The organism is Mesobacillus sp. (assembly GCF_057785455.1).
The window spans coordinates 45388-64656 of sequence record NZ_JBYNSB010000019.1 but is presented as its reverse complement, the minus strand read 5'-3'; the positions used below and the strand labels follow the sequence as shown (position 1 = coordinate 64656).

Below are 19269 nucleotides of genomic sequence, written 5' to 3'. Positions count from 1 at the left end.
CTTTCCTCGGGGCGTGCGGTGAGCCTCCTCGTCGCTTTGCTCCTGCGGGGTCTCACCTACCCGCTTCATCCCGAAGGAGTCTTCGCGCCTTCCACTACAATCAACAGGGTTAAAAATCAACATTCAGCTTTAACACAGCCTTTATTTTACAAACGCCAATATGCCGAGCATGATGATCATCAGTCCCGCAATTTTATTGACCAAGCCAAGGTGAGGCGTGATTTTACTTTTAAAAATGCTTACAACAAAGCTTAGCAGGACCCACCAGATGGCTGCCCCTAAAAATACGCCGCCAATCAGTGTGACGCTAGTAAGGCCTGTATCTGTTCCGTTTTCAAACCCAAGTCCGGCAAACATCGCTGTGAAATTCAGGATGGTAACTGGATTTGTGATCATTAAAAAGAAGGTTGACAGATAAATGCCCAGGAGCCCTTCGCCCTGCAGGTCCGCAGCGTTTGATGCAGGCTTTTTAAGAAATGTCTTAATACCCAGATATAATAGGAACGCAGAACCGATTGCCTTCAGCAAAAATTGTTGTTCAATCAGAAATGCGGAAAGAACTGAGAATCCAAATGCGGCGATACTCGCATAGATTATATTCGCCGTCACTGCGCCAAATCCTGTCAGGATGCCGGCGAGCCGTCCCTTTGAAAGAACCCGCTGGATGCAAAGCAGCCCGATCGGTCCAACCGGTGCAGAAACTGAAAAACCTAAGATGATGCTTTTTAGCAATAACATTCATTGATTCCTTTCCCTAGAAGAACCTCGCCCTTGTCTGTTCCAGCTTCTTTTTAAAATCGAGCAAAAATTCCTTTCGATCCTCATAGCTTTCCTTGTCTCCATCCTCCCAGAGCTCAAGGTCCGCTCCTTTATCAATCAGCATTATGGCCTTCTTTTTTACAGCGATGGTCAATGCCTTGTGTCTCATCTGCAATGCAGCCAGGGAGATATACAGGATGGATCTATCTGATTGACTTTGCATCTCATCTTCATAATCCTCGAACTCCTCAAGCCATGATTTCAAGATGATGTTTGTAGCCTTCCGAGGGCTGATTCCTTCATCAAGAAGATCATTCCATTCATCCTGAATATCACATGCCAGGTCATCTTCCCAAAGCCCGGTACCCCATGCGCCCATCCATACCACTTCCTTTTACTCCTATTTTACGTTTATCCCCGCAGGCAATCCAGAAGAAAAATGACTAATTGGCTCTCCCTCAACATATCATGATAATTCTGCTCATACCATATTGTAGGTCTTTTTTTCCAGGGGAGGTTCAACATGTTCATCCATGTGGTCCAAAGAGGTGAATCGTTATGGCAGATTGCGAACCGGTATAAGGTTACGATTAGCCAGATTACAGATATCAACGGGCTTGAAAATCCGAACCAGCTGGTCGTTGGGCAGGCGTTGATCATTCCATCCTATGATGCATTCCATACGGTCCGCTCTGGTGAAGCGCTCTGGAGTATAGCCCAGCGCTACGGCACGACTGCTGATGCAATTATCAAAGCGAACGGAATAACCAATCCCGCACTCATCTATCCAGGTACTGTCCTGAGGATTCCGGCAATCCGCCATACGGTCCAGCGCGGCGAGGCTCTCTGGCAAATCGCCCAGCGTTATGGAGTTACCGTCCAGGCAATTATCAGGGCGAACGAAATCCAGAATCCAAATGTGCTCTATCCGGGCACGATTTTAGTCATCCCGCGGCCAAAACCTACGATCGAATCGAATGCCTTCACCTACCATTCCGATGAAAAAGCAGTGGAGTATGTTGGCGAAGTGGCTGAACTGATGACTTATATCGCGCCTTTTGCCTATGTCATCCAGCCTGACGGTTCCCTCGTCCTTTATATGAAGGATGATACCGACGCGATTCAGGCCGGTCTTGCCAAAGGAGCACTGCCAATGATGTCGATCACCAATTTCACCTCGACAGAAGCTGGCGAAAACATTGCGCATGAGGTGCTGGCAAGCAGTGAACATCGTTCGGCGCTCCTGAACAATATCCTTTCTGTCATGAAGGAAAAAGGCTATCGCGGGCTGAATATTGATTTCGAAAATGTCCTGCCGGCAGACCGTGAGCAGTACAATTCTTTCCTGCAGGAAGCCGTTGACGCTCTCCATAAGGAAGGCTATTTCGTATCCACCTCACTCGCTCCAAAAATCAGCGCCGGCCAGAAGGGGCTTTTATATGAAGCCCATGATTATCCTGCTCACGGCAGGATTGCCGACTTTGTCGTGCTGATGACATATGAGTGGGGCTACCGCTTCGGCCCGCCAAGAGCGGTTTCGCCTTTGAATGAAATCCGGCGCGTACTTGACTACGCCGTCACTGTGATTCCACGGAATAAAATCCTGATGGGCTTCCAGCTTTACGCCCGCGACTGGATTATCCCCCACGTCGAGGGCCAGGAAGCGGAAACTTACAGCCCGCAGGAAGCTGTCAGGCGTGCAATCAAATACGGGGCAGCTATCCAGTATGATACTGCTGCAGCATCACCGTTTTTCCGCTACACCGATGAACAGGGCCGGGGACACGAGGTCTGGTTCGAGGACGCCCGAAGTGCACAGGCCAAGTTCGATACCATCAAGCAGTACAATCTGCGCGGTGTCAGCTACTGGGTGCTCGGCTATCCATTCCCGCAGAACTGGACATTGCTGGAGGACAATTTCAATATTAAAAAATTGACATAGAAAAACCAGTGCCCGGTATCTTGCCTGGCACTGGTTTTGTTTACTTCCCGTATTGAACGAGCCAGCTGTTTTCTTCTTCGATCATATCAAAGCCGCGATAACCACGGGATATGATTTCCTGTTGTGACTCCGTGTCTTCCATTGGCACAGAAATGATTTCATTCCAATCGCGATTTGCCGGCTCGCCCAGATCTTTGACGAAAACATACCTGAGCAGCCCGCCGTATTTTTCTTTTAAAGCAGCGATCTCCTGCCCCTGTGAAAATTTATCCTTCAAGCTTGGAATATTAAAAGGCGCCACTGTACTGCAGACATACTGGTACGAATGCTCCTCCTTGTTCAGTTCCTGCATGAGCAGAATCGCCAGGGTTTGCTGCAGCCTATTTCCTCTGTATTCAGGGAGCACATTTGATACTTCCTGGTAAATCACTTTTGAAAGCTCATCCTCATCAAGGCCAATATCCCTTCCAAGGTGTTCTTCATCAATGCTCGGTACAAGCAGCGCCCGGAACGCAATCATGCGATCATCCGCAAATGCTCCTGCCATCATGCCATTTCCCTGAAGAATATGGCGATACTCTTCTTCAGTCAGCGGCTGCAAAGCGCTCCTGTCTTTCAGACTGGATATGACTTTATTCTGCACCTCGAGGATTGCACCCAAATCCCCGGGACCAAGTTTCCGGACTGTGTAATTCTCCTCCAGACCTGAGGCATTGCTTAAAGTTCCCTGATGTAAAATCTCCATAGAATCATCCTCCTGTTGTATGTCCCTCTCTTGTCGCTCGTTTTGGACGATTCAGGCCATAGTTTTGCTTATATCTATAAAAATTAATAGATTTCAGTTCATTGATCTCTCCGAAACTATCATAACAAGTTATGCTCGGTTTTGGTATCTGAAGTGTATTGAGGACACCGACCATTGCATTTCAATCAATTTCTTAACATTGGAATACATTGAGGGCACCGCTCATTTCAAATAGTTTTTTCATCTCTGAAATGCAATGAGATTGAGGACGCTGCCGAATTGTTTCTGGAAGCTTCCTCACAACCATTCTATCTCATTTTCGTGTATAGGATGGTGTTTGAAACACTTCTTGATATTTCTGAATGGCAAATTCCTCATTCATATAATTAAGCTCTGTTAAACTAGGCTGTTGATTTTCGTTCCAGGCGCTTCGCTTTCCTCTGAAAAATTCTGAAAAAGCCCAATTGCCGGCTTTTTCAAGAGCAAATTTTTCTTGGGGCGTGCGCTGAGCCTTCTCGTCGATTTGCTCCTGCGGGGTAAAATGGCCCTTCTTCTCAGGCCATTTCTACCTAGGTCTCACCTGCCCGCTTCATCCCGAAGGAGTCTGCGCGCCTGGAACGAAGAGAAACAGGGTTTAAAAATCAACATTCGGCATTAACAGACTCTATAATTATACACGGTCATTAAGCTTTCAATAGTGTTTCTGCAAGCACTTTTGCCCCAATATTCAAGGCTGCATGGTCAAAGTTCATTTTTGGATGGTGGAGGCCTGGAGCCAAATCCGCTCCTATGCCGATCATTGTTGCCTTTAATTCAGGCTTTTTCACCGTATAATAATGAAAGTCATCGCTTCCTGAAGTAATGACCGGAGGGGCAAGGAACTCCGCACCGATTGACGAGATAATAGCCTGTTCCGCGATTGCCTCAGCTTCTTGGGAAACTTCCGCACCGGGTGCCAAATCCAGCCACTCCCAGGTGATATCCACTCTATATAATTTTTGCAGTCCTAGCAATCTTTCTTCTATCGCTTCCTGAAGCTGCTCCAGTACTTGATTTTTCTGGGCTCTTACGTCGATTGCGAACTCTGCACTGCCTGGTATGATATTAAGGTTGTCCCCGCCCGCGAGGATTTTCGTCAGTTTGGCAGAATGCGGTTCGAACGGTGAAACATAGATTGTCTTCAAGGCCTGATGCAGGGCGGCAATTACATCAATCGCATTTTTCCCCTGATGCGGCCGTGCTCCATGGGCATCGATTCCAATGACTTTCCCCTCAAGGAAGGTACCCGCTCCATGATGGATGGAAGGAGACACCTTGCCAAGGGGCAGTTCTTCAATCGGACGAAGGTGGACGCCGAATAAGTGGGTTACGTCCTCTATCGCGCCTCGCTCGACCATTGAGAGCGCGCCATTTCCCTTCTCCTCTGCCGGCTGAAAAATAAATCGGATCGTTTTGGAAGGATTCTGTTCTTTTACATATAGCAATGCGCCAAGAACCATAGCCATATTGGCATCATGCCCGCAAGAATGGTTTGCCTGCCAGACACCATCGACCTCCTGCCATAAAGCATCGATATCCGCTCTTACGGCAATGACTTCATCCCCCGTTCCAAGCTCGGCCACCAATCCGGTCACATCCACAAACCTTTTATATGAAACTCCTAGCTCATCAAGGATTTCGGCAAGCTTATCAGTCGTGTTGAATTCCTTCCAGCTCACTTCTGGATATGTATGAAAATGATTGAACCATTCCATTATACGTTTTTCTATGTATTGCTGATCCACACTAACATCTCCAGTCTTTTTAACATCCATTATAATCTAAAATAACTCTATCAAAATGTTTATTTTGCATTTTCCCAAAGTGTGAAGCGTCCTTCTGTTAAAACAGGGACGGCTTCTGTCACATCAAGCCGGCTGCAGTGCAGGACGTCATCTTCATATCCACGCTCGCGGAGTTCGCGTCCGCTGCCGCAATCCCAAATCAATTGCTTCAGATTCATTTTCGATCCATTAAAAGCTGCTTCACATACAATAGCTTCTGGTGACTTTTCACCGTTCAAATTTGAAAGGATGGCCCCCGCACCAAGATAATCTTCTATTGAAGGCCGCAGCCTGTCTTCATTTTCCCGGACATCATTCCACATCTCACCGCTTGGAACGACAGTAATCTTTGCCCCGGTCTCTTGCTGGACTTTATTCGCAGCTTCTGCGGCTGCAGATGCATTGAGCAGGGAACCGATCAGCAGGGCAGGCACCTTTGAAGCAATCCAGGTACAATACGCTCCATTAAGGGATGACAGGACATAGCTTTTATTTTGGTGGGCAGTGTTGAAGGTTACCGGTGACAAAGTCGGTTTCCCTGCGCGCGCCGCCTCTGTCCTCCCCAATATATATTCAGCCCCGACGCTTTCTGCGTAGCTTTTTCCGTCAAGATCAGGCGGGTAGGGGTAAATTACCGCACCAACATTCAAGGCAGAAACAACCGTAGATGAAAAAGAGAGCACATCCACAACAATGACAATATCTCCCCGTCCAGCAGCTTCCCGGGCCCCGCGCTTTCCCCATTCCACTCTGCACTGATATGGAGCTTGATCGAACATTAGATCACCTCTTATTTATTTTCGAACTTAACATATTCTCCTTTCAGGAGCCTATCCCTTCTAAGCCTTAAGTCTTATATAAAAATCTGTCTCTGGCTCATTATGATTCTTCCTTTTTAGGGATAAACTGGAAACAGCCTTAAGGGATGTGCAAGCCATATTTTATGTATGCGAAAATGACCATCAGAGGTTTACATATGCAAAATTAATTATAAATTAACAAATTTATAGTTATTTTCACCTATCATTATGTGTATAATCTGTCTTCGGGTGCATGAAATAGAAAATTTTTACATTCCTATTCCACAATAATTTCAGGAGGATTTTATGGGATTCTTAAAGTTTATTGTACAAAGAAAAATCTTGATCAGTTTAATGGTTGTGTTAGTTTTATTGATTGGCAGCTTTGCAGTTTTAAAGCTGGATAAAGAACTGCTGCCAGCCATGCAAATGGACGGAGCCTATGTTGAAATCAATGCTGGTGAAATGCCTGCAATTGAAGTTGAACGGACCATAACCACCCCGCTGGAGAAAAAATTACTTAATATTGACGGGATTGAAGATATCGAATCAGCCAGCAGCATTGGCCGCAGCTCCATTCAAATCGCGATCGAGCGCGGCCAGGGTGAGGAAGTATTCAAGGAAGCAGAATCACTTGTAAATTCTGCGACTGACGACCTTTCAGGTGTGAAGGATGTAGTAACGGGCCAGTATGGCACCAGCCAGAGCTATGAATTTTTCATGGATGTATCTGGCACCGACATGGAGAAAATGACGGCTTTTGCCAAGGACGTATTAGAGCCGAGATTAGAGGAATTGCCTGAAGTCCGCGATGTTTCCATTTCAGGTCTTGCTGAACATGAAGTCTCAATTGATTTGAAGCGTGATGAGATTGTGAAAAAAGGTCTGGATGTCCAGCAAGTCATCGGTGCCATCCAGCAGGTCAATACAGAGGCGACGATTGGCCAGCTTAGTGATGATAACAATTCACCGTCTCTGAGGTGGAATACGAAGCTTGAATCCGTTGAAGATGTCCGTGAGCTCAAAATCCCTTCCGCGGAAGGTTTTATCAAACTGGCTGACATTGCAAATGTTACATTAAAACCATCGGAAAGCACTTCTGCTGTATGGAAGAATGGCACGAAAGATTTCATCTTTGTCCAGATTGGCCGTACGTCTGATGCCACCCAGATTGAAATGGCCGAAGCTGTACGCAAGGAAATCAAGAAGATTCGTGATGAGGATCTGGTAAAAGGCCTTGAGCTGAATGAAATGGTCGCTCAAGCTGATTATGTCAAGGAATCAATTGACGGAGTCACAAGCAATATCCTTATAGGAGGAGCGATTGCCATTGCTGTCCTTCTGCTGTTCTTGAAAAATATCCGTGCTACGGTGATTGTAGGTTTGTCGATTCCAACATCGGTACTGCTTACTTTTGCAGCGATGTGGATGTTCGGTTACAGCTTCAATATTTTAACCCTGATCGGCCTGGGGCTTGGAATCGGGATGATGGTTGACTCATCGATCGTTATCCTCGAGTCGATTTATCGCAAAAAAGAAAGCGGCTTAGCTAATTTCGATGCAGTTATTGAAGGGACAAAAGATGTTGCAGCAGCTGTCATTGCTTCAATGCTGACCACAATCGTCGTATTTGTGCCGATTGGTTTGCTTGGCGGAGAAATGGGCAGCTTCATGATCATGCTTTCTGCAGTAGTCGCAATTACCTTGATCAGTTCGGTGATTGTTGCGTTCACCCTGATTCCTTCATTATCTGAGAAATTCCTTAAGCTGAAGAAGAAGGAAGAAGCAAAGAAAGATGGCCCGCTGCTCCGTGCTTACAGCAATGCGGTCTCCTGGACTATAAAGAAGAAGCGTTACAGCTTTGCAGTCATCGGATTATTTTTCCTGATGTTCGCCGGTTCACTGCTGCTTGTCACTAAAATCCCGATGACGATTATGCCGGATATGATGAACCGTTATGCTGAAATTATGATTAATCTCGAGGACGGCCTAACGATTGAAGACAAAGAGGAAATCGTTTCAGAAATCAACAAATCGCTTGAAGCAGTGACAGATGTCGAGACGAATTATGTCATGGATAATGGGAATATGATGTACACGATTATTAACATGACCAAGGGCGACGATATAACACTGGATCAAAAAGACGTGAACGATGAGATTTTTAAAGCATTGCGGAGCCTTGAGGAAAAGCTGCCGATCAAGAGCGTCCAGTCAGCCATGTCATCTGGCGGAGGCTATCCTGTCCAGGTGAATATTTCCGGTGAGGACTTCGGAAAACTGCAATCGATTTCCAAAGGCTTTATTAACGAGCTTGAAAAAATAGATGGAATTATTGCAGTCGAAAATTCAATTGAGCGTACCTCTGTTGAGCAGGTTGTGCAATTAAATGAAGCTGAAATTGAAAAAGCAGGATTATCCCAGCTTCAAATCAAGCAGTACATTGAGCAGGCCTTTTTGCAAATGCCTTTAGGTGAATTGGTCATTGAAGAAGAAAATGTTCCATTGACTGTTAAATGGGATGAAAAGACAGCCTCAAATGCATCGCTGATGGATTTGATGGTGCCTACTCCAGCTGGAGAGAAAAAGCTTTCCACCTTTATATCGCTGCAAAGCGAAGAAAATCCAAACCAAATCTCACATCGAGATGGTGAACGCTATGTTTCGATCTCAGCTGATATTGAAGGCAAAGACCTTGGTGCGGTCAACCGCGAAGTCCAGAAGCTGATGGACCGCTATGATGTTCCGGCTGGCTACAGCATCGCTCCTGCTGGTGACCTTGAAGCACAACAGGAATTGATCCAGGAAATGATTTTGATTTTAGCCATTTCCATCTTCCTTGTTTATTTAGTGATGGCGGTACAGTTCAATCATTTTGGACACCCGCTGATTGTCATGTCGGTGATTCCTATGACCATCGTTGGAGTCATCCTCGGATTATTCCTGACTCAGCGTGAACTGAGCGTCATGTCAGGAATGGGAATCATCATGCTCATCGGTATTGTCCTGAATAACGCGATTTTATTGATTGACCGGACGAACCAGCTTCGCAGGGAAGGTTACAGCGTGGAGGAAGCACTCTTGGAGGCAGGCAAAAACCGGATTCGCCCAATTCTGATGACCACATTGACAACAGTTGGCGGCATGCTGCCGCTGGCATTGGCTACAGGCGGTTCTGGGAATTACCAGGCACCAATGGCCACAGCGATCATCGCCGGATTAAGCTTTGCCACCCTCATCACCCTTCTGCTCATCCCAGCCGTCTACCGCATCTTCACAAGAAGCAGCGTGAAACGCAGCTGGTTAAGGAAAAGAGCGAAGAAAAACAATGGCGCAGCAACTCCTGTACCAGAGGCATTGACCTAAGAAGTGTACGAAAGGCAAAGCGGCTAATGTCGCTTTGCTTTTTTTTTTGCTAAATGAAAATGGTTTCCTTCGAAAATCAGAAACTTTAATCTTCCTTTGCCGTCTAATTCATTTAGAAGGGGGGGCGAAAAGGTGATGAAAAACTTTAAATTCATAATGCCTTTTGTTTTATTGTTATCGCTATTATTTTTATTCAGCTGCAACAAAGAGGAAACTGTTGATGAAACTCACATAAAATTCAACCTGATCGCCAGCGAAAAAACTTTGCCTGCCGATTTTAACGACTTGGCCTACAAAAGGGACACATCGCCTTCTTATCAATATTTAGTAAGAAAAGTAGTAAACTCCTCTGAATTTGCAGAAACATGGGACCTATTTGAATTTAAAAGCAAGAAGCCTGATGTGGATTTTAACAAGAAGGATATCATTTTCATTGGCGTTCAGGAGTCCGGGACCTGCCCTTTTGAGGTAGACGAAATTAAAGTAAGCACAGATAACAAAACGATTGCAGTTCAGTTATCGATTCCAGATGGTGCCTGTACCGCTGATGCAACACCGAGGACATTTGCAGTCGAAATTGATAAAGAGATGTCCAGTGCTATTGAAAATATGGTGATAGTTGAGAGCAAAACAGAGACGAAGATTCCGCTGAATTAATAATTTGGTCCAGTGCGCGGCAATATTCCCACTGCTAGATTGGATGAAAAAAGTGCCTGGATTTCCAGGCACTTTTTATCATTATTGAATGGTTCCTCCAGCCTGTACATATCGAGCATTGAACTCCTGCACAAACTGATTGGTGATGGCTGAATCATGGATGATCAGCATATTTTCGTCGTTGACGCTGTTGCCGTTGTTGCTCCAGTTGGTTGAACCGACGATGACTGTCGGGTCGCTGTTAGTATCAGCGTCGATCAGCATCGTCTTGCTGTGCAGCTTGCGCACCTCCGCATCAGCGTACACAGGAGCAGGATTGTTCCAGCGCGTATTTGGATTGTTCACGCTTGTCTGTGAAGCGGTCCTGCCTGTCATATCGACACTCGCCGACCACCACTGATTCCAGAAATCGGAGTCGAACAAGCCTTTTACATCAAAGCCAGTAAGCGTTCCTTCCATGTCATTGTAGGACCCCTCCCATTTATTTTTCAGCTCATCGGCAATTGCCTGATCGCTCCAGGCAAAAATCGAGAAGTATGTATTAAATTGAGCATCGTTGCGGATCAGATCTGCCATTTTGCCAACTGCGTTATCTCCCGCTGAAAAATAAATCTCAACCTTCTTGCCATTAATATCAATCATATGTGTAGTGTTGTCAGTTTTTCGGCTGCTGAAGTTTGATACCACTGGGTCAGGGTTCAGCGCGCTGCTTCCCCACATCTCATTGAATTCTGTTTCGTAAATCCCCGCAAGCTGCGGCCAGTTAATCTCGACGATTTGATTCTGGTTGCCATCAAGGATGCCCTGCTGCATATTTTCGTCAGATCCATACAAGCCAGTCACGGTAAAATTCCATGTACCAGTGAATACCCAGCGGTCATCAATGATCGCGAATTTATTGTGCATCTGGTTTCCAGGTCCGTAATAGCTTCCTGCTGCTTTTGCTTCTGCATCGACAAATAGCCTTCCGGTTTCAGCAGTTGTTCCGACCGTAACAGTCACCTGCTGGATATCTGAAGCACTTGCCGGCAGGCCTAGACTTGTCCTTTTCGTGCTGTCTTCAACCGCAAACATTGGAGAGTCTGAGAATATGACTATGTCATCTGCTGTTCCTAATTTCATATCCTGGCCGCGTTTCATTTTTTCCAGATGAAGGCGCATCGTTTCAAAGCGTTCTGCATAATGCGGGTCTGCGGCATCCTTGGAATCGGCAATGACCCGGACGTCTACACCCTGAGCCGCTTTTTGGATCAGCGTATCCACCACACGCGGCAGATTGATTTCATATGTCGCAAAATCAATGCTCTTTGTCGCTGAGTTCAGCCGCTTGATTAATATATCTTCAAAATTCACATTGTAGTTCGCTTCATTTCCGGCTGAAGCATATTGAGGAAAGGCACATTTGTTAAAATAAACATTCATCGCGCCTTCGGCTTCAGACACGTTATTGATTCGCTGTGTCCGGTCATCACAGACATTATTTGCTGGGGGAGGTGTTTCGGTCCCGCCGCCAGGATCTTCAACCGAACCGCTGCCATCTGTTCCAGTTGAGTTGAATGCCTTCGGCGTCCCAAGCCCGTCCGCATAGCTTGCATTCGCGGTCGCCCAGTTCGTTGAGTCCATTCCGGAAACATTCGGATCAATCCGTTCCATCGTTGCTTTTGTGGTATTGTCACCGGCATACCATGTATCGACTTCATCAATTACCGCGCCGCTGGCGTCAGTCAGCTTTAAATGCTCCGCCGTGTTACCAAGCGAGCCGCTGTAAATCTGGTCCGCGGGAATATTGGATACAGATTGATCATCAGTCTTTTCGAGTAAAAAATATCCGTTAGCCGGGATGGTACCTGTGAGTGTAATTGCAGGGGCACCGTCTGCCGCATTAAGCTGCCAGCCGTTGAGGGCGACATCAGTGCCGGAATTGTTGTAAAGCTCAATCCACTCATCGCTGTAGCTTTTGTTCGTCCCCATCCAGGCAACTTCACTGATCACCACATTGGGATTCTCAGCCGCATCGACTGTCGGGGCACTGGTCATGAATGACGGGTAAAGAGTTGAAAACATAAGAATGAATGCTGGTAAAACAGAAATCAATTTCTTCAACTTTGACTACCTCCTCAAATATAAATCCAAAATAATCATAATGTAAAAAAGTTGTCGAAATATGATGAAAATGTAAATTTTGCGAAAAATGAATACATTGTCTCGGTTTAAAGCTGATGGAATTTTCCCAACAGAAACAAATTACCCAGCAAGCTGGCAACGGGATACCAATTTGATTCGCTGAATACGTAAAAAAACGACTCTCATTTTCTGAGAATCGTTTTTTGTTTACATATCTTTTACTTTTGAAAGCTCTTCTTTGACTAATTTCTGAAGCGCGTCGGAGCCCTTTGTACCGTCCGAAAAGAAGTTTTGATCTGACCAATAAGTAACCCGGAATATCACTCCGTTCTCTAGCTCGATTCCTATAAAAACCATTTCTTCCTCTGTTGTATCAACTTTTGCAAACTTCTCTGGCCCATAAACATCCAAAGACAGCCATTCTTTTAAAAATTCACTCTTTGACTCTTCAGAAAAGGTATGGATGATTGAGTCATCATTTGTACTCCTGAACAGTACATTTTTGACCTTTCCTTCAACAGGATAAAGCTCTTCAACTTTTTTTGCCGCATTATTTTCGTCAACGATATAAACTCTGTTGCCATCAGTGATCATGAGGGAAGACGGGTAACCCTTCACTTCAAATAGATCCGTTCCTTTGCTTAAAAAAGCAGCGTCCCCATTTTCCATTTTGTAGTTGCTGCAGGCATTGTCAGCCATTTTATAGGAGACTTCCCCTATTTTCTTCCCTTTTTCAGCTGTAAATCCTTCAGGTTCTTCTACAAAATCATGCTGGTATTCTAGATCATTTAACTTGACCACATCCAACCATTTGATTTCCGCATCTGGACAGCCGTCAGAAAATGGAGTACATGCTGTGGTTGTTAAAATAACAATCAGCAAGATTGCTAGTTGACTTAGTTTCGGCATCCATGATCATCTCCCTCGCTACTATATTCCAGTTTAATGGAAGATACTCCTCCCGGATATAGCAGCAAAGTTGGGAAAAAACTTTGATTTTTTCCAGTTCGTCGATATATTTATTTTTTCGTCGATATCCGGTCCATTTTCGTCGATATTATTCTTTTTTTCGTCGATATCCCGCACGTTTTCGTCGATATATATTTTTACTCGGGGAAATCTATGAATATTTCGCTGGCTATTATCCTTTTTTCGTTGGTACTACCTAATTTTTCGCCGGCTATATCCTTTTTTTACGCTGAAATCCAGGAATATTTCACCGACTATTTCCCTTTTTCGCTGATATATTCGCAGATAACATTCCACTTTCGCCGAGCACCACAAAAAAGATGACTGCCCAGCATTAGGGCAGCCATCGTCAATAGTATTATCTCCTGTTTTCAATCCTCATGCTCCACATGGTTAATAGAACAGCGCCGATTACCATCACGCCGCCAATCCATGGCGTGTGGATGAGCCCGATTGTATCGACGATGATGCGCCGACAAATGCTCCGATTGCGATACCAAGGTTAAAGGCCGCAATATTCAGCGCTGATGCTACATTGACAGCTGCCGGGACGTAGCGTTCGGCCAGTTTTACGACAAGCACCTGCAAACCTGGTACATTCATGAATGCGAACATTCCGAGCAGGAAGATCGTCAGCACTCCGACAATTTTAAATGGAGCGGTAAAAGTAAGAACCATTAGTATGATTGCCTGGACAATGAACATCCACAGCAAAGCCTTCAATGGATTTTTATTAGCCGCTTTCCCCCCGATTGAGTTTCCGATCGCTACAGCAATTCCGTAGACCAATAGAATGATGCTGACGACTTTCGGCGTGAAGCCTGTTATATCCTGAAGAATCGGCGTTAAATACGTGAAGGCAACGAATGTTCCTCCATAACCCAATGCTGTAATCGCGAAGGCTAACAATAATGGACCGTTGCCCAGAATCTTTAATTGGTCGCTCAGCTTTGATGGCGGAGCATCCTTGATATTTTTCGGAATAAGAAGAGCACTTGCGATAATTCCGACTATACCTAACAGGGCCACTCCGGCAAAAGTCGCTCTCCAGCCGAACATCTGGCCGATGAATGTTCCAAGCGGCACACCCGTTACTGTCGCGACTGTCAATCCTGTGAACATGAAGGCGATCGCACTCGCCCTTTTATCCTCAGGTACAAGGTCAGCCGCGATTGTTGAACCGATGGAAAAGAATACACCATGTGAAAAAGCGGTGATGACTCTGGCTATTAAAAGCAAACTGAAGCTTGTCGATACTGCGGCAATTGAATTGCCCGCGATAAAAACAACCATTAATGCCATCAAAAGTGTTTTACGGCTCATTTTATTGGTTAATGCTGTTAGTATCGGCGCGCCAAAGGCCACGCCCATCGCATAGCCGGAAATCAGTAATCCGGCGAGCGTGATTGAAATATTTAAATCATCCGCAATCGTGGAAAGCAATCCAACCGGCACAAATTCTGTCGTCCCAATCCCAAATGCGCTGATTGCCAGGGCTAAAAGTGATAAATTTCCGCCTTTACTTTTTCTTTGTTGTATATATGAATTCATTTGAAGCAATCCTCCCAATGATGAATTGTAATTTTTTCCTGATGGCGGTGAAGGCGCCTTTCACCATGCCAGCATGAATGTCATTATGAAGCATACTCAGACCATTGAGAAGTACGCACTTTAAAGTACCGCAGGCACCTGCAGGGTATATAGGCACTAAAAAGTACCCTATACACCTTTGGGTCACCCAGCTGTATAATAGGCCTAACAAAAGGTTATTTTTAATTTTTCATCATAAGAAATAAGGAGGCATGCGCCGCCATGAAAAAATACAATATCCCCGTAGAAGCTGCACTCGAAGTAATCGGGGGCAAATGGAAGGTCGTCATCCTTTGCCATTTGATCGAGGGGAAAAAACGCACGAATGAGCTGAAAAAGCTGATGCCTGGAATCACTCAAAAAATGCTCACACAGCAATTGCGTGAGCTTGAAGAGGATAATGTGATTTTGCGTGAGGTATACAACCAGGTTCCGCCAAAAGTGGAGTACTCCTTGACGGAATATGGCTGGTCGCTGAAAGGAATCCTGGATTCCCTTTGTGCCTGGGGTGAGCAGCATATTGAAAAGAATTATGATAAAGAAAATGTATTGATCCAGCCAAAGGCGATAGAATAGCGAAAAGCCATGTAATTGCTCACATGGCTTTTTTTGATTTTTCCCAGGCTAATTCCTTGGTGCCCAAAGCATAATCGAAACTCCGATGATACAAATCGCCGCACCAGCCCAGTCATACATGTCGGGTGCTTTTTTATCCACTCCCCAGCCCCAGAGGACAGACAGGATGATGAATACGCCCCCATAGGCAGCATAAACTCTTCCAAAAGAAGGGAAGTTTTGCAGGGTAGGAATGATGCCATAAAGAACCAGGATTCCACTGCCAAGCAAACCGTACCAATATGGCTTACCTTCCCGAAGCCACAGCCAGACAAGGTAGCCTCCGCCGATTTCTGCGAGTCCAGCTATGATAAATAAAAGAATTGCATACATCGATGCTTCCTCCGATCACTGCTCAGCATGTTTCCACCAAGGCGTGGCGGGATATTCCCCTTCGCCTAATGATACTGTTTCACCAATGCGCGGTGTTGCGATGCTGACTCCCGCCTTTTGTGCTGCCCTTACTGCCCTTTCAACAGGATCATGCCAGGCATGCAGCGACAGGGTAAAGGCACCCCAATGCACAGGAATCAGGACTTTTCCTTTTACATCAACATGGGCCTGGACGGTTTCTTCCGGCAGCATATGGATGGCGGCCCAGCGCGCATCGTACTGACCGCACTCCATCAAGGTCAGGTCAAAAGGCCCGAACTTCTTGCCAATTTCCTTAAAATGAGGACCATAGCCGCCATCGCCGCTAAAGAAGATTCTCGTTTCCTGGCCAATGATGACCCAGGAACACCATAGGGTTGAGTTTCTGTCTGTCAGCCCTCTGCCTGAAAAATGCCGCGCAGGCGTGCAGGCAAATTGCAGCCCTTCAAACTCAAATTCCTGCCACCAATCATGCTCGCTGATGCTGTCTGGTGATATGCCCCAGCGCTCCAGATGGCTGCCGACACCACGGGGCACAAAGAACTGATTCACTTTCCCCTTGAGCTTCATGATTGTGCCGTAATCCAGATGATCATAATGATCATGCGTAAGGAATACCGCATCGATCACGGGCAGATCCTCGATTGTGAAGGGAAGCTTGCCGCTGTAGCGCTGGTTCCGGAAAGGGAAAGGTGTCGGCGCTTTCCCGAACATCGGATCGAATAAAATGGACTTCCCTTCGATTTCCAAAAGAAATGCCGAGTGCCCAAACCAGGTGATTTTAGCATTGCTGCTGCCCTTGATCTGGCCGGCCTTAAACTCCGCCATTGTAATTGGCGATTTCGGCCTTCTTTCGGGGTTTCCTTTTGCAAAATCTTTCATCATCGACATCATTGAGCTTAAGCTTGTATCCCATGCGGTATGGATTTGATTATGGAATTTCCCATTCCGGTACTGTGGTGATTTGCTGTATTCCGCCCGTTTCTCCTTTGTGGACCGGCCGCCAAAGGGAGGATAGTAATTGAGAACAGCATAGATAAGCACGAACAGGATTGCAATCGTGAAAAAAAGCTTAATCATTTTATTTTAACTCCCCAATTCCTGGATTGTTTCTGATTCATAAGTTGAAGCCCCTGGTTTGTTCAGCTGTGCCGTCCTATACATTGCGGAAGCAACGGTTTTGCCCTCGATCGCTTTATATTTTTTTAGCGGCCCAGAGAAAAGGAACGGCACCTTAGTGTATACCGCTGCTGCGATTCTCTCGCCGAGCCTGAATTCCTGGCGATCGCCAAGAAGCAGCGATGGCCTGAAGATGGCCAGTGTTTCAAAAGGAACGCGTTTGATTTCCTCCTCTAATTTCCCCTTCATTTTCGAATAAAAAATTGGTGAATTATGATCGGCATTCATCGAGCTGATCAGCAAGTATTTCTTTGCTCCCATTGAACTTGCCAGCCTGGCAATCTCCAATGGATACTCAACATCGATTTTCCACATCGCTTCTTTTGTTTTCGCTTTTTTTATCGTCGTCCCCAGACAGCAAAAAACATCATCAACCGCAAAAATCGCTGGATTTTCTTCACCAAGCCTGTCAAAGTTAACAATCTTTTCTTCCAGCTTTGGATGCTTTTTATCAAGCGGCCTTCTTACGATCGCAATAACCTTCTCATATTCGTCTCCAGTTAAAAGGAACTGAAGCAATTCATTCCCAACCAGGCCTGTGGCACCGGCAATCAAGGCTGTTTTTCCCGCCAAATCGATAACCCCCTGTAAGCTAACTTGATTCTATTATTCCACAATAGTGTGAATCAGGTAAAATTTCACCGATACTTTGCAGAGACAAAATAAATGCCTGATTCCTAATAGGAACCAGGCACGTTTTTTAACCTTCCTTCTGCAGCTGGGCTCTGCGCGCAGCATGCACGATATCTTCGACCGGCGATATTCTGCCCAATCGGTCTTTATGGACGATATGCTTGCGCTCAAATTGAGTCGGGTTATCGATGCCTGCCGCGGCTGCGAGATTATAAAGCCCTTCTCTGAGTGAAATGATGTAATTGCAGACCCTGTAAAATTTTTCATCGACAATCAACCCGTCCTGAAGCTTTTTATCGGTTGTCGCAACACCTGCGGGGCATTTATTCGTGTGGCAGACCTGAGCCATGATGCAGCCGACACTGATCATCAGCCCGCGGGCGATATTGACGAGGTCTGCACCCATGGCGAGTGCAATCGCAATTTTATCAGGAGTGATAAGCTTGCCTGAGGCGATCAGCTTAACCATGTCCCTGATTCCGTAATGCTTGAGCATTTCATCGACAATCGGCAGCGCTGAATGGATCGGCAGCCCCACTGTATCAGCCAGCTCCTGATAGGTTGCGCCAGTCCCGCCTTCTCCGCCGTCAACCGTGATAAAATCAGGGCCCTTGCCGCTTTCCTTCATATAGGAAATCATGTTTTCAATTGCATCGAGGTCCCCGACGACAATTTTCATACCGACTGGCTTGCCGCCAACATCGCGGAGCTGTTCGATAAAATCAAAAAGGGAAGGGACATCGCTGAATTCATAGAAACGGTTAGGGCTGTTGATTGTCTTCCCGACCTCTACGAGACGGATTTTGGCGATTTCCTCGGTGACCTTTTCTCCTTCGACATGCCCGCCGCGTGTCTTGGCTCCCTGCGCAAGCTTGAGTTCAAATGCTTTTATCTGGGGCAGCTCGCTTTTGCGCTTGAATTCTTCCCAGGAAAATTCGCCGCTTGGCTTACGGACACCGAATAGGTCGGGACCAATCTGCATGATGATGTCCGGATTTCCGGATAAATGGTGGTCTGAAAGGCCGCCCTCGCCTGTATTCATCCATGTTCCGCCTGCATGGCCGAGACCTTTTGACAACGCCTGGATCGCTCTCTCGCCAAGGGCGCCATAGCTCATTGCCGATTGGCCCACCTGTCCTTTTACCCTGAATGGGTGGCGGCAGGTCTTTTCTCCGAGCACGACCGCATCTTCATCTCGCAAATAATAGGGATCTACCAATTTTTCCTCGCTATGCTCTTTGCGGGAAAAAAGAGATTCATTATCAATCTTGTACACTCTTGTTTTTATTTTATCCGCGTTGTCGACCTTCATTTCATCGGTCAGCTTTGGAAAGAGCGTGTTCCGGATATAAAAGCCTTCCGCGTCGAAATCCCGAAGCGAACCGAAGCCGATCAGCCTCTCCTTGTACTTCCCGGCTTTGACGACATCCTGATATTCCTTGCGCGAAAATGGCTTGCCTTCGTTGTCGGCATTGAATAAATACTGCCTCATTTCCGGACCGATATGTTCGGTAAAATAGCGGACCTTCCCGATCACCGGGAAATTCCTCAGGATCGAGTGCTGCTTCTGCCTGTCGTCTTTGATATATGAGTAGATAAATAGCAGGATCGGAACAATGATGATGAACGCAATGAAGACAAACAATGCGATCACAAGATAATCTGTTAAACTCATCGAAATCCTCCTTTCGATAG

Annotated in this window: 15 protein-coding genes and 1 pseudogene; 4 read left to right on the top strand and 12 right to left on the bottom strand. The window is 46.0% G+C overall.

Translation table 11 applies throughout. The features are described from left to right. Positions 1 to 141: 141 nt before the first annotated feature. Positions 142 to 738, bottom strand: a complete 597-nt coding sequence (locus tag AC3EBE_RS06725; RefSeq protein ID WP_488594245.1) for a LysE family translocator — start codon at positions 736 to 738, stop codon at positions 142 to 144. Between the two features lie 16 nt (positions 739 to 754). After that, positions 755 to 1138 carry a MarR family transcriptional regulator gene (locus AC3EBE_RS06720; protein ID WP_488594250.1) on the bottom strand — a complete coding sequence of 128 codons (384 nt, stop codon included), beginning with the start codon at positions 1136 to 1138 and terminating at the stop codon, positions 755 to 757. A gap of 144 nt (positions 1139 to 1282) precedes the next feature. Between AC3EBE_RS06720 and AC3EBE_RS06715 the strand changes: the two genes are divergently transcribed. Continuing rightward, on the top strand, positions 1283 to 2701 hold the full coding sequence (locus AC3EBE_RS06715) for a glycoside hydrolase family 18 protein (protein ID WP_488594244.1): 1419 nt from the start codon (positions 1283 to 1285) through the stop codon (positions 2699 to 2701). Positions 2702 to 2741: 40 nt separating this feature from the next. Here the strand turns inward: AC3EBE_RS06715 and AC3EBE_RS06710 are convergent, their stop codons facing one another. From AC3EBE_RS06710 to AC3EBE_RS06700, 3 genes are all read right to left on the bottom strand, one after another. After that, positions 2742 to 3446 (bottom strand): GNAT family N-acetyltransferase, encoded by a 705-nt coding sequence (locus AC3EBE_RS06710; RefSeq protein ID WP_488594243.1) that lies wholly within the window; start codon positions 3444 to 3446, stop codon positions 2742 to 2744. A gap of 683 nt (positions 3447 to 4129) precedes the next feature. Beyond that, complete coding sequence (locus AC3EBE_RS06705) at positions 4130 to 5200, bottom strand: M20 peptidase aminoacylase family protein (RefSeq protein WP_488594249.1); 1071 nt, start codon at positions 5198 to 5200, stop codon at positions 4130 to 4132. An 89-nt stretch (positions 5201 to 5289) separates the two neighbouring features. Further along, positions 5290 to 6048 (bottom strand): 2-phosphosulfolactate phosphatase, encoded by a 759-nt coding sequence (locus AC3EBE_RS06700; RefSeq protein WP_488594242.1) that lies wholly within the window; start codon positions 6046 to 6048, stop codon positions 5290 to 5292. Positions 6049 to 6375: 327 nt separating this feature from the next. Between AC3EBE_RS06700 and AC3EBE_RS06695 the strand changes: the two genes are divergently transcribed. Further along, on the top strand, positions 6376 to 9435 hold the full coding sequence (locus tag AC3EBE_RS06695) for an efflux RND transporter permease subunit (RefSeq protein WP_488594241.1): 3060 nt from the start codon (positions 6376 to 6378) through the stop codon (positions 9433 to 9435). Between the two features lie 132 nt (positions 9436 to 9567). Continuing rightward, entirely contained in the window at positions 9568 to 10092 is a 525-nt protein-coding gene (locus AC3EBE_RS06690; RefSeq protein WP_488594240.1) for a hypothetical protein, read from the top strand. Positions 10093 to 10173: 81 nt separating this feature from the next. On the opposite strand, the gene AC3EBE_RS06685 is transcribed toward AC3EBE_RS06690, so the two are convergent. From AC3EBE_RS06685 to AC3EBE_RS06675, 3 genes and pseudogenes are all read right to left on the bottom strand, one after another. After that, a complete protein-coding gene (locus AC3EBE_RS06685) occupies positions 10174 to 12195 on the bottom strand; it encodes a phospholipase D-like domain-containing protein (RefSeq protein WP_488594239.1) in 2022 nt (673 codons plus the stop codon). Positions 12196 to 12423: 228 nt separating this feature from the next. Then, positions 12424 to 13125, bottom strand: coding sequence for a hypothetical protein (locus tag AC3EBE_RS06680; protein ID WP_488594238.1), 702 nt, complete (start codon positions 13123 to 13125; stop codon positions 12424 to 12426). A 418-nt stretch (positions 13126 to 13543) separates the two neighbouring features. Beyond that, a pseudogene (locus AC3EBE_RS06675) lies at positions 13544 to 14736 on the bottom strand (MFS transporter). A 261-nt stretch (positions 14737 to 14997) separates the two neighbouring features. On the opposite strand from AC3EBE_RS06675, the gene AC3EBE_RS06670 reads away from it, so the two are divergent. Continuing rightward, on the top strand, positions 14998 to 15351 hold the full coding sequence (locus AC3EBE_RS06670; RefSeq protein ID WP_488594237.1) for a winged helix-turn-helix transcriptional regulator: 354 nt from the start codon (positions 14998 to 15000) through the stop codon (positions 15349 to 15351). Between the two features lie 48 nt (positions 15352 to 15399). Here AC3EBE_RS06670 and AC3EBE_RS06665 read toward each other — a convergent pair whose 3' ends face one another. The 4 genes from AC3EBE_RS06665 to AC3EBE_RS06650 form a co-directional block, all read right to left on the bottom strand. After that, complete coding sequence (locus AC3EBE_RS06665; RefSeq protein ID WP_488594236.1) at positions 15400 to 15723, bottom strand: YnfA family protein; 324 nt, start codon at positions 15721 to 15723, stop codon at positions 15400 to 15402. Between the two features lie 15 nt (positions 15724 to 15738). Beyond that, positions 15739 to 16842 carry an MBL fold metallo-hydrolase gene (locus AC3EBE_RS06660; protein WP_488594235.1) on the bottom strand — a complete coding sequence of 368 codons (1104 nt, stop codon included), beginning with the start codon at positions 16840 to 16842 and terminating at the stop codon, positions 15739 to 15741. A gap of 6 nt (positions 16843 to 16848) precedes the next feature. Beyond that, positions 16849 to 17514 (bottom strand): oxidoreductase, encoded by a 666-nt coding sequence (locus tag AC3EBE_RS06655; RefSeq protein ID WP_488594234.1) that lies wholly within the window; start codon positions 17512 to 17514, stop codon positions 16849 to 16851. A gap of 127 nt (positions 17515 to 17641) precedes the next feature. Next, positions 17642 to 19249 carry an FMN-binding glutamate synthase family protein gene (locus AC3EBE_RS06650; RefSeq protein ID WP_488594233.1) on the bottom strand — a complete coding sequence of 536 codons (1608 nt, stop codon included), beginning with the start codon at positions 19247 to 19249 and terminating at the stop codon, positions 17642 to 17644. Positions 19250 to 19269: the final 20 nt, after the last annotated feature.

Bases quoted from the DNA above. Each gene is read 5' to 3' on its own strand.
- AC3EBE_RS06665 (WP_488594236.1), bottom strand. From the start codon at position 15,723: ATGTATGCAATTCTTTTATTTATCATAGCTGGACTCGCAGAAATCGGC.
- AC3EBE_RS06710 (WP_488594243.1), bottom strand. From the start codon at position 3,446: ATGGAGATTTTACATCAGGGAACTTTAAGCAATGCCTCAGGTCTGGAG.
- AC3EBE_RS06720 (WP_488594250.1), bottom strand. From the start codon at position 1,138: ATGGGCGCATGGGGTACCGGGCTTTGGGAAGATGACCTGGCATGTGAT.
- AC3EBE_RS06705 (WP_488594249.1), bottom strand. From the start codon at position 5,200: ATGGAATGGTTCAATCATTTTCATACATATCCAGAAGTGAGCTGGAAG.
- AC3EBE_RS06680 (WP_488594238.1), bottom strand. From the start codon at position 13,125: ATGCCGAAACTAAGTCAACTAGCAATCTTGCTGATTGTTATTTTAACA.
- AC3EBE_RS06725 (WP_488594245.1), bottom strand. From the start codon at position 738: ATGTTATTGCTAAAAAGCATCATCTTAGGTTTTTCAGTTTCTGCACCG.
- AC3EBE_RS06660 (WP_488594235.1), bottom strand. From the start codon at position 16,842: ATGATTAAGCTTTTTTTCACGATTGCAATCCTGTTCGTGCTTATCTAT.
- AC3EBE_RS06650 (WP_488594233.1), bottom strand. From the start codon at position 19,249: ATGAGTTTAACAGATTATCTTGTGATCGCATTGTTTGTCTTCATTGCG.
- AC3EBE_RS06670 (WP_488594237.1), top strand. From the start codon at position 14,998: ATGAAAAAATACAATATCCCCGTAGAAGCTGCACTCGAAGTAATCGGG.
- AC3EBE_RS06715 (WP_488594244.1), top strand. From the start codon at position 1,283: ATGTTCATCCATGTGGTCCAAAGAGGTGAATCGTTATGGCAGATTGCG.
- AC3EBE_RS06695 (WP_488594241.1), top strand. From the start codon at position 6,376: ATGGGATTCTTAAAGTTTATTGTACAAAGAAAAATCTTGATCAGTTTA.
- AC3EBE_RS06700 (WP_488594242.1), bottom strand. From the start codon at position 6,048: ATGTTCGATCAAGCTCCATATCAGTGCAGAGTGGAATGGGGAAAGCGC.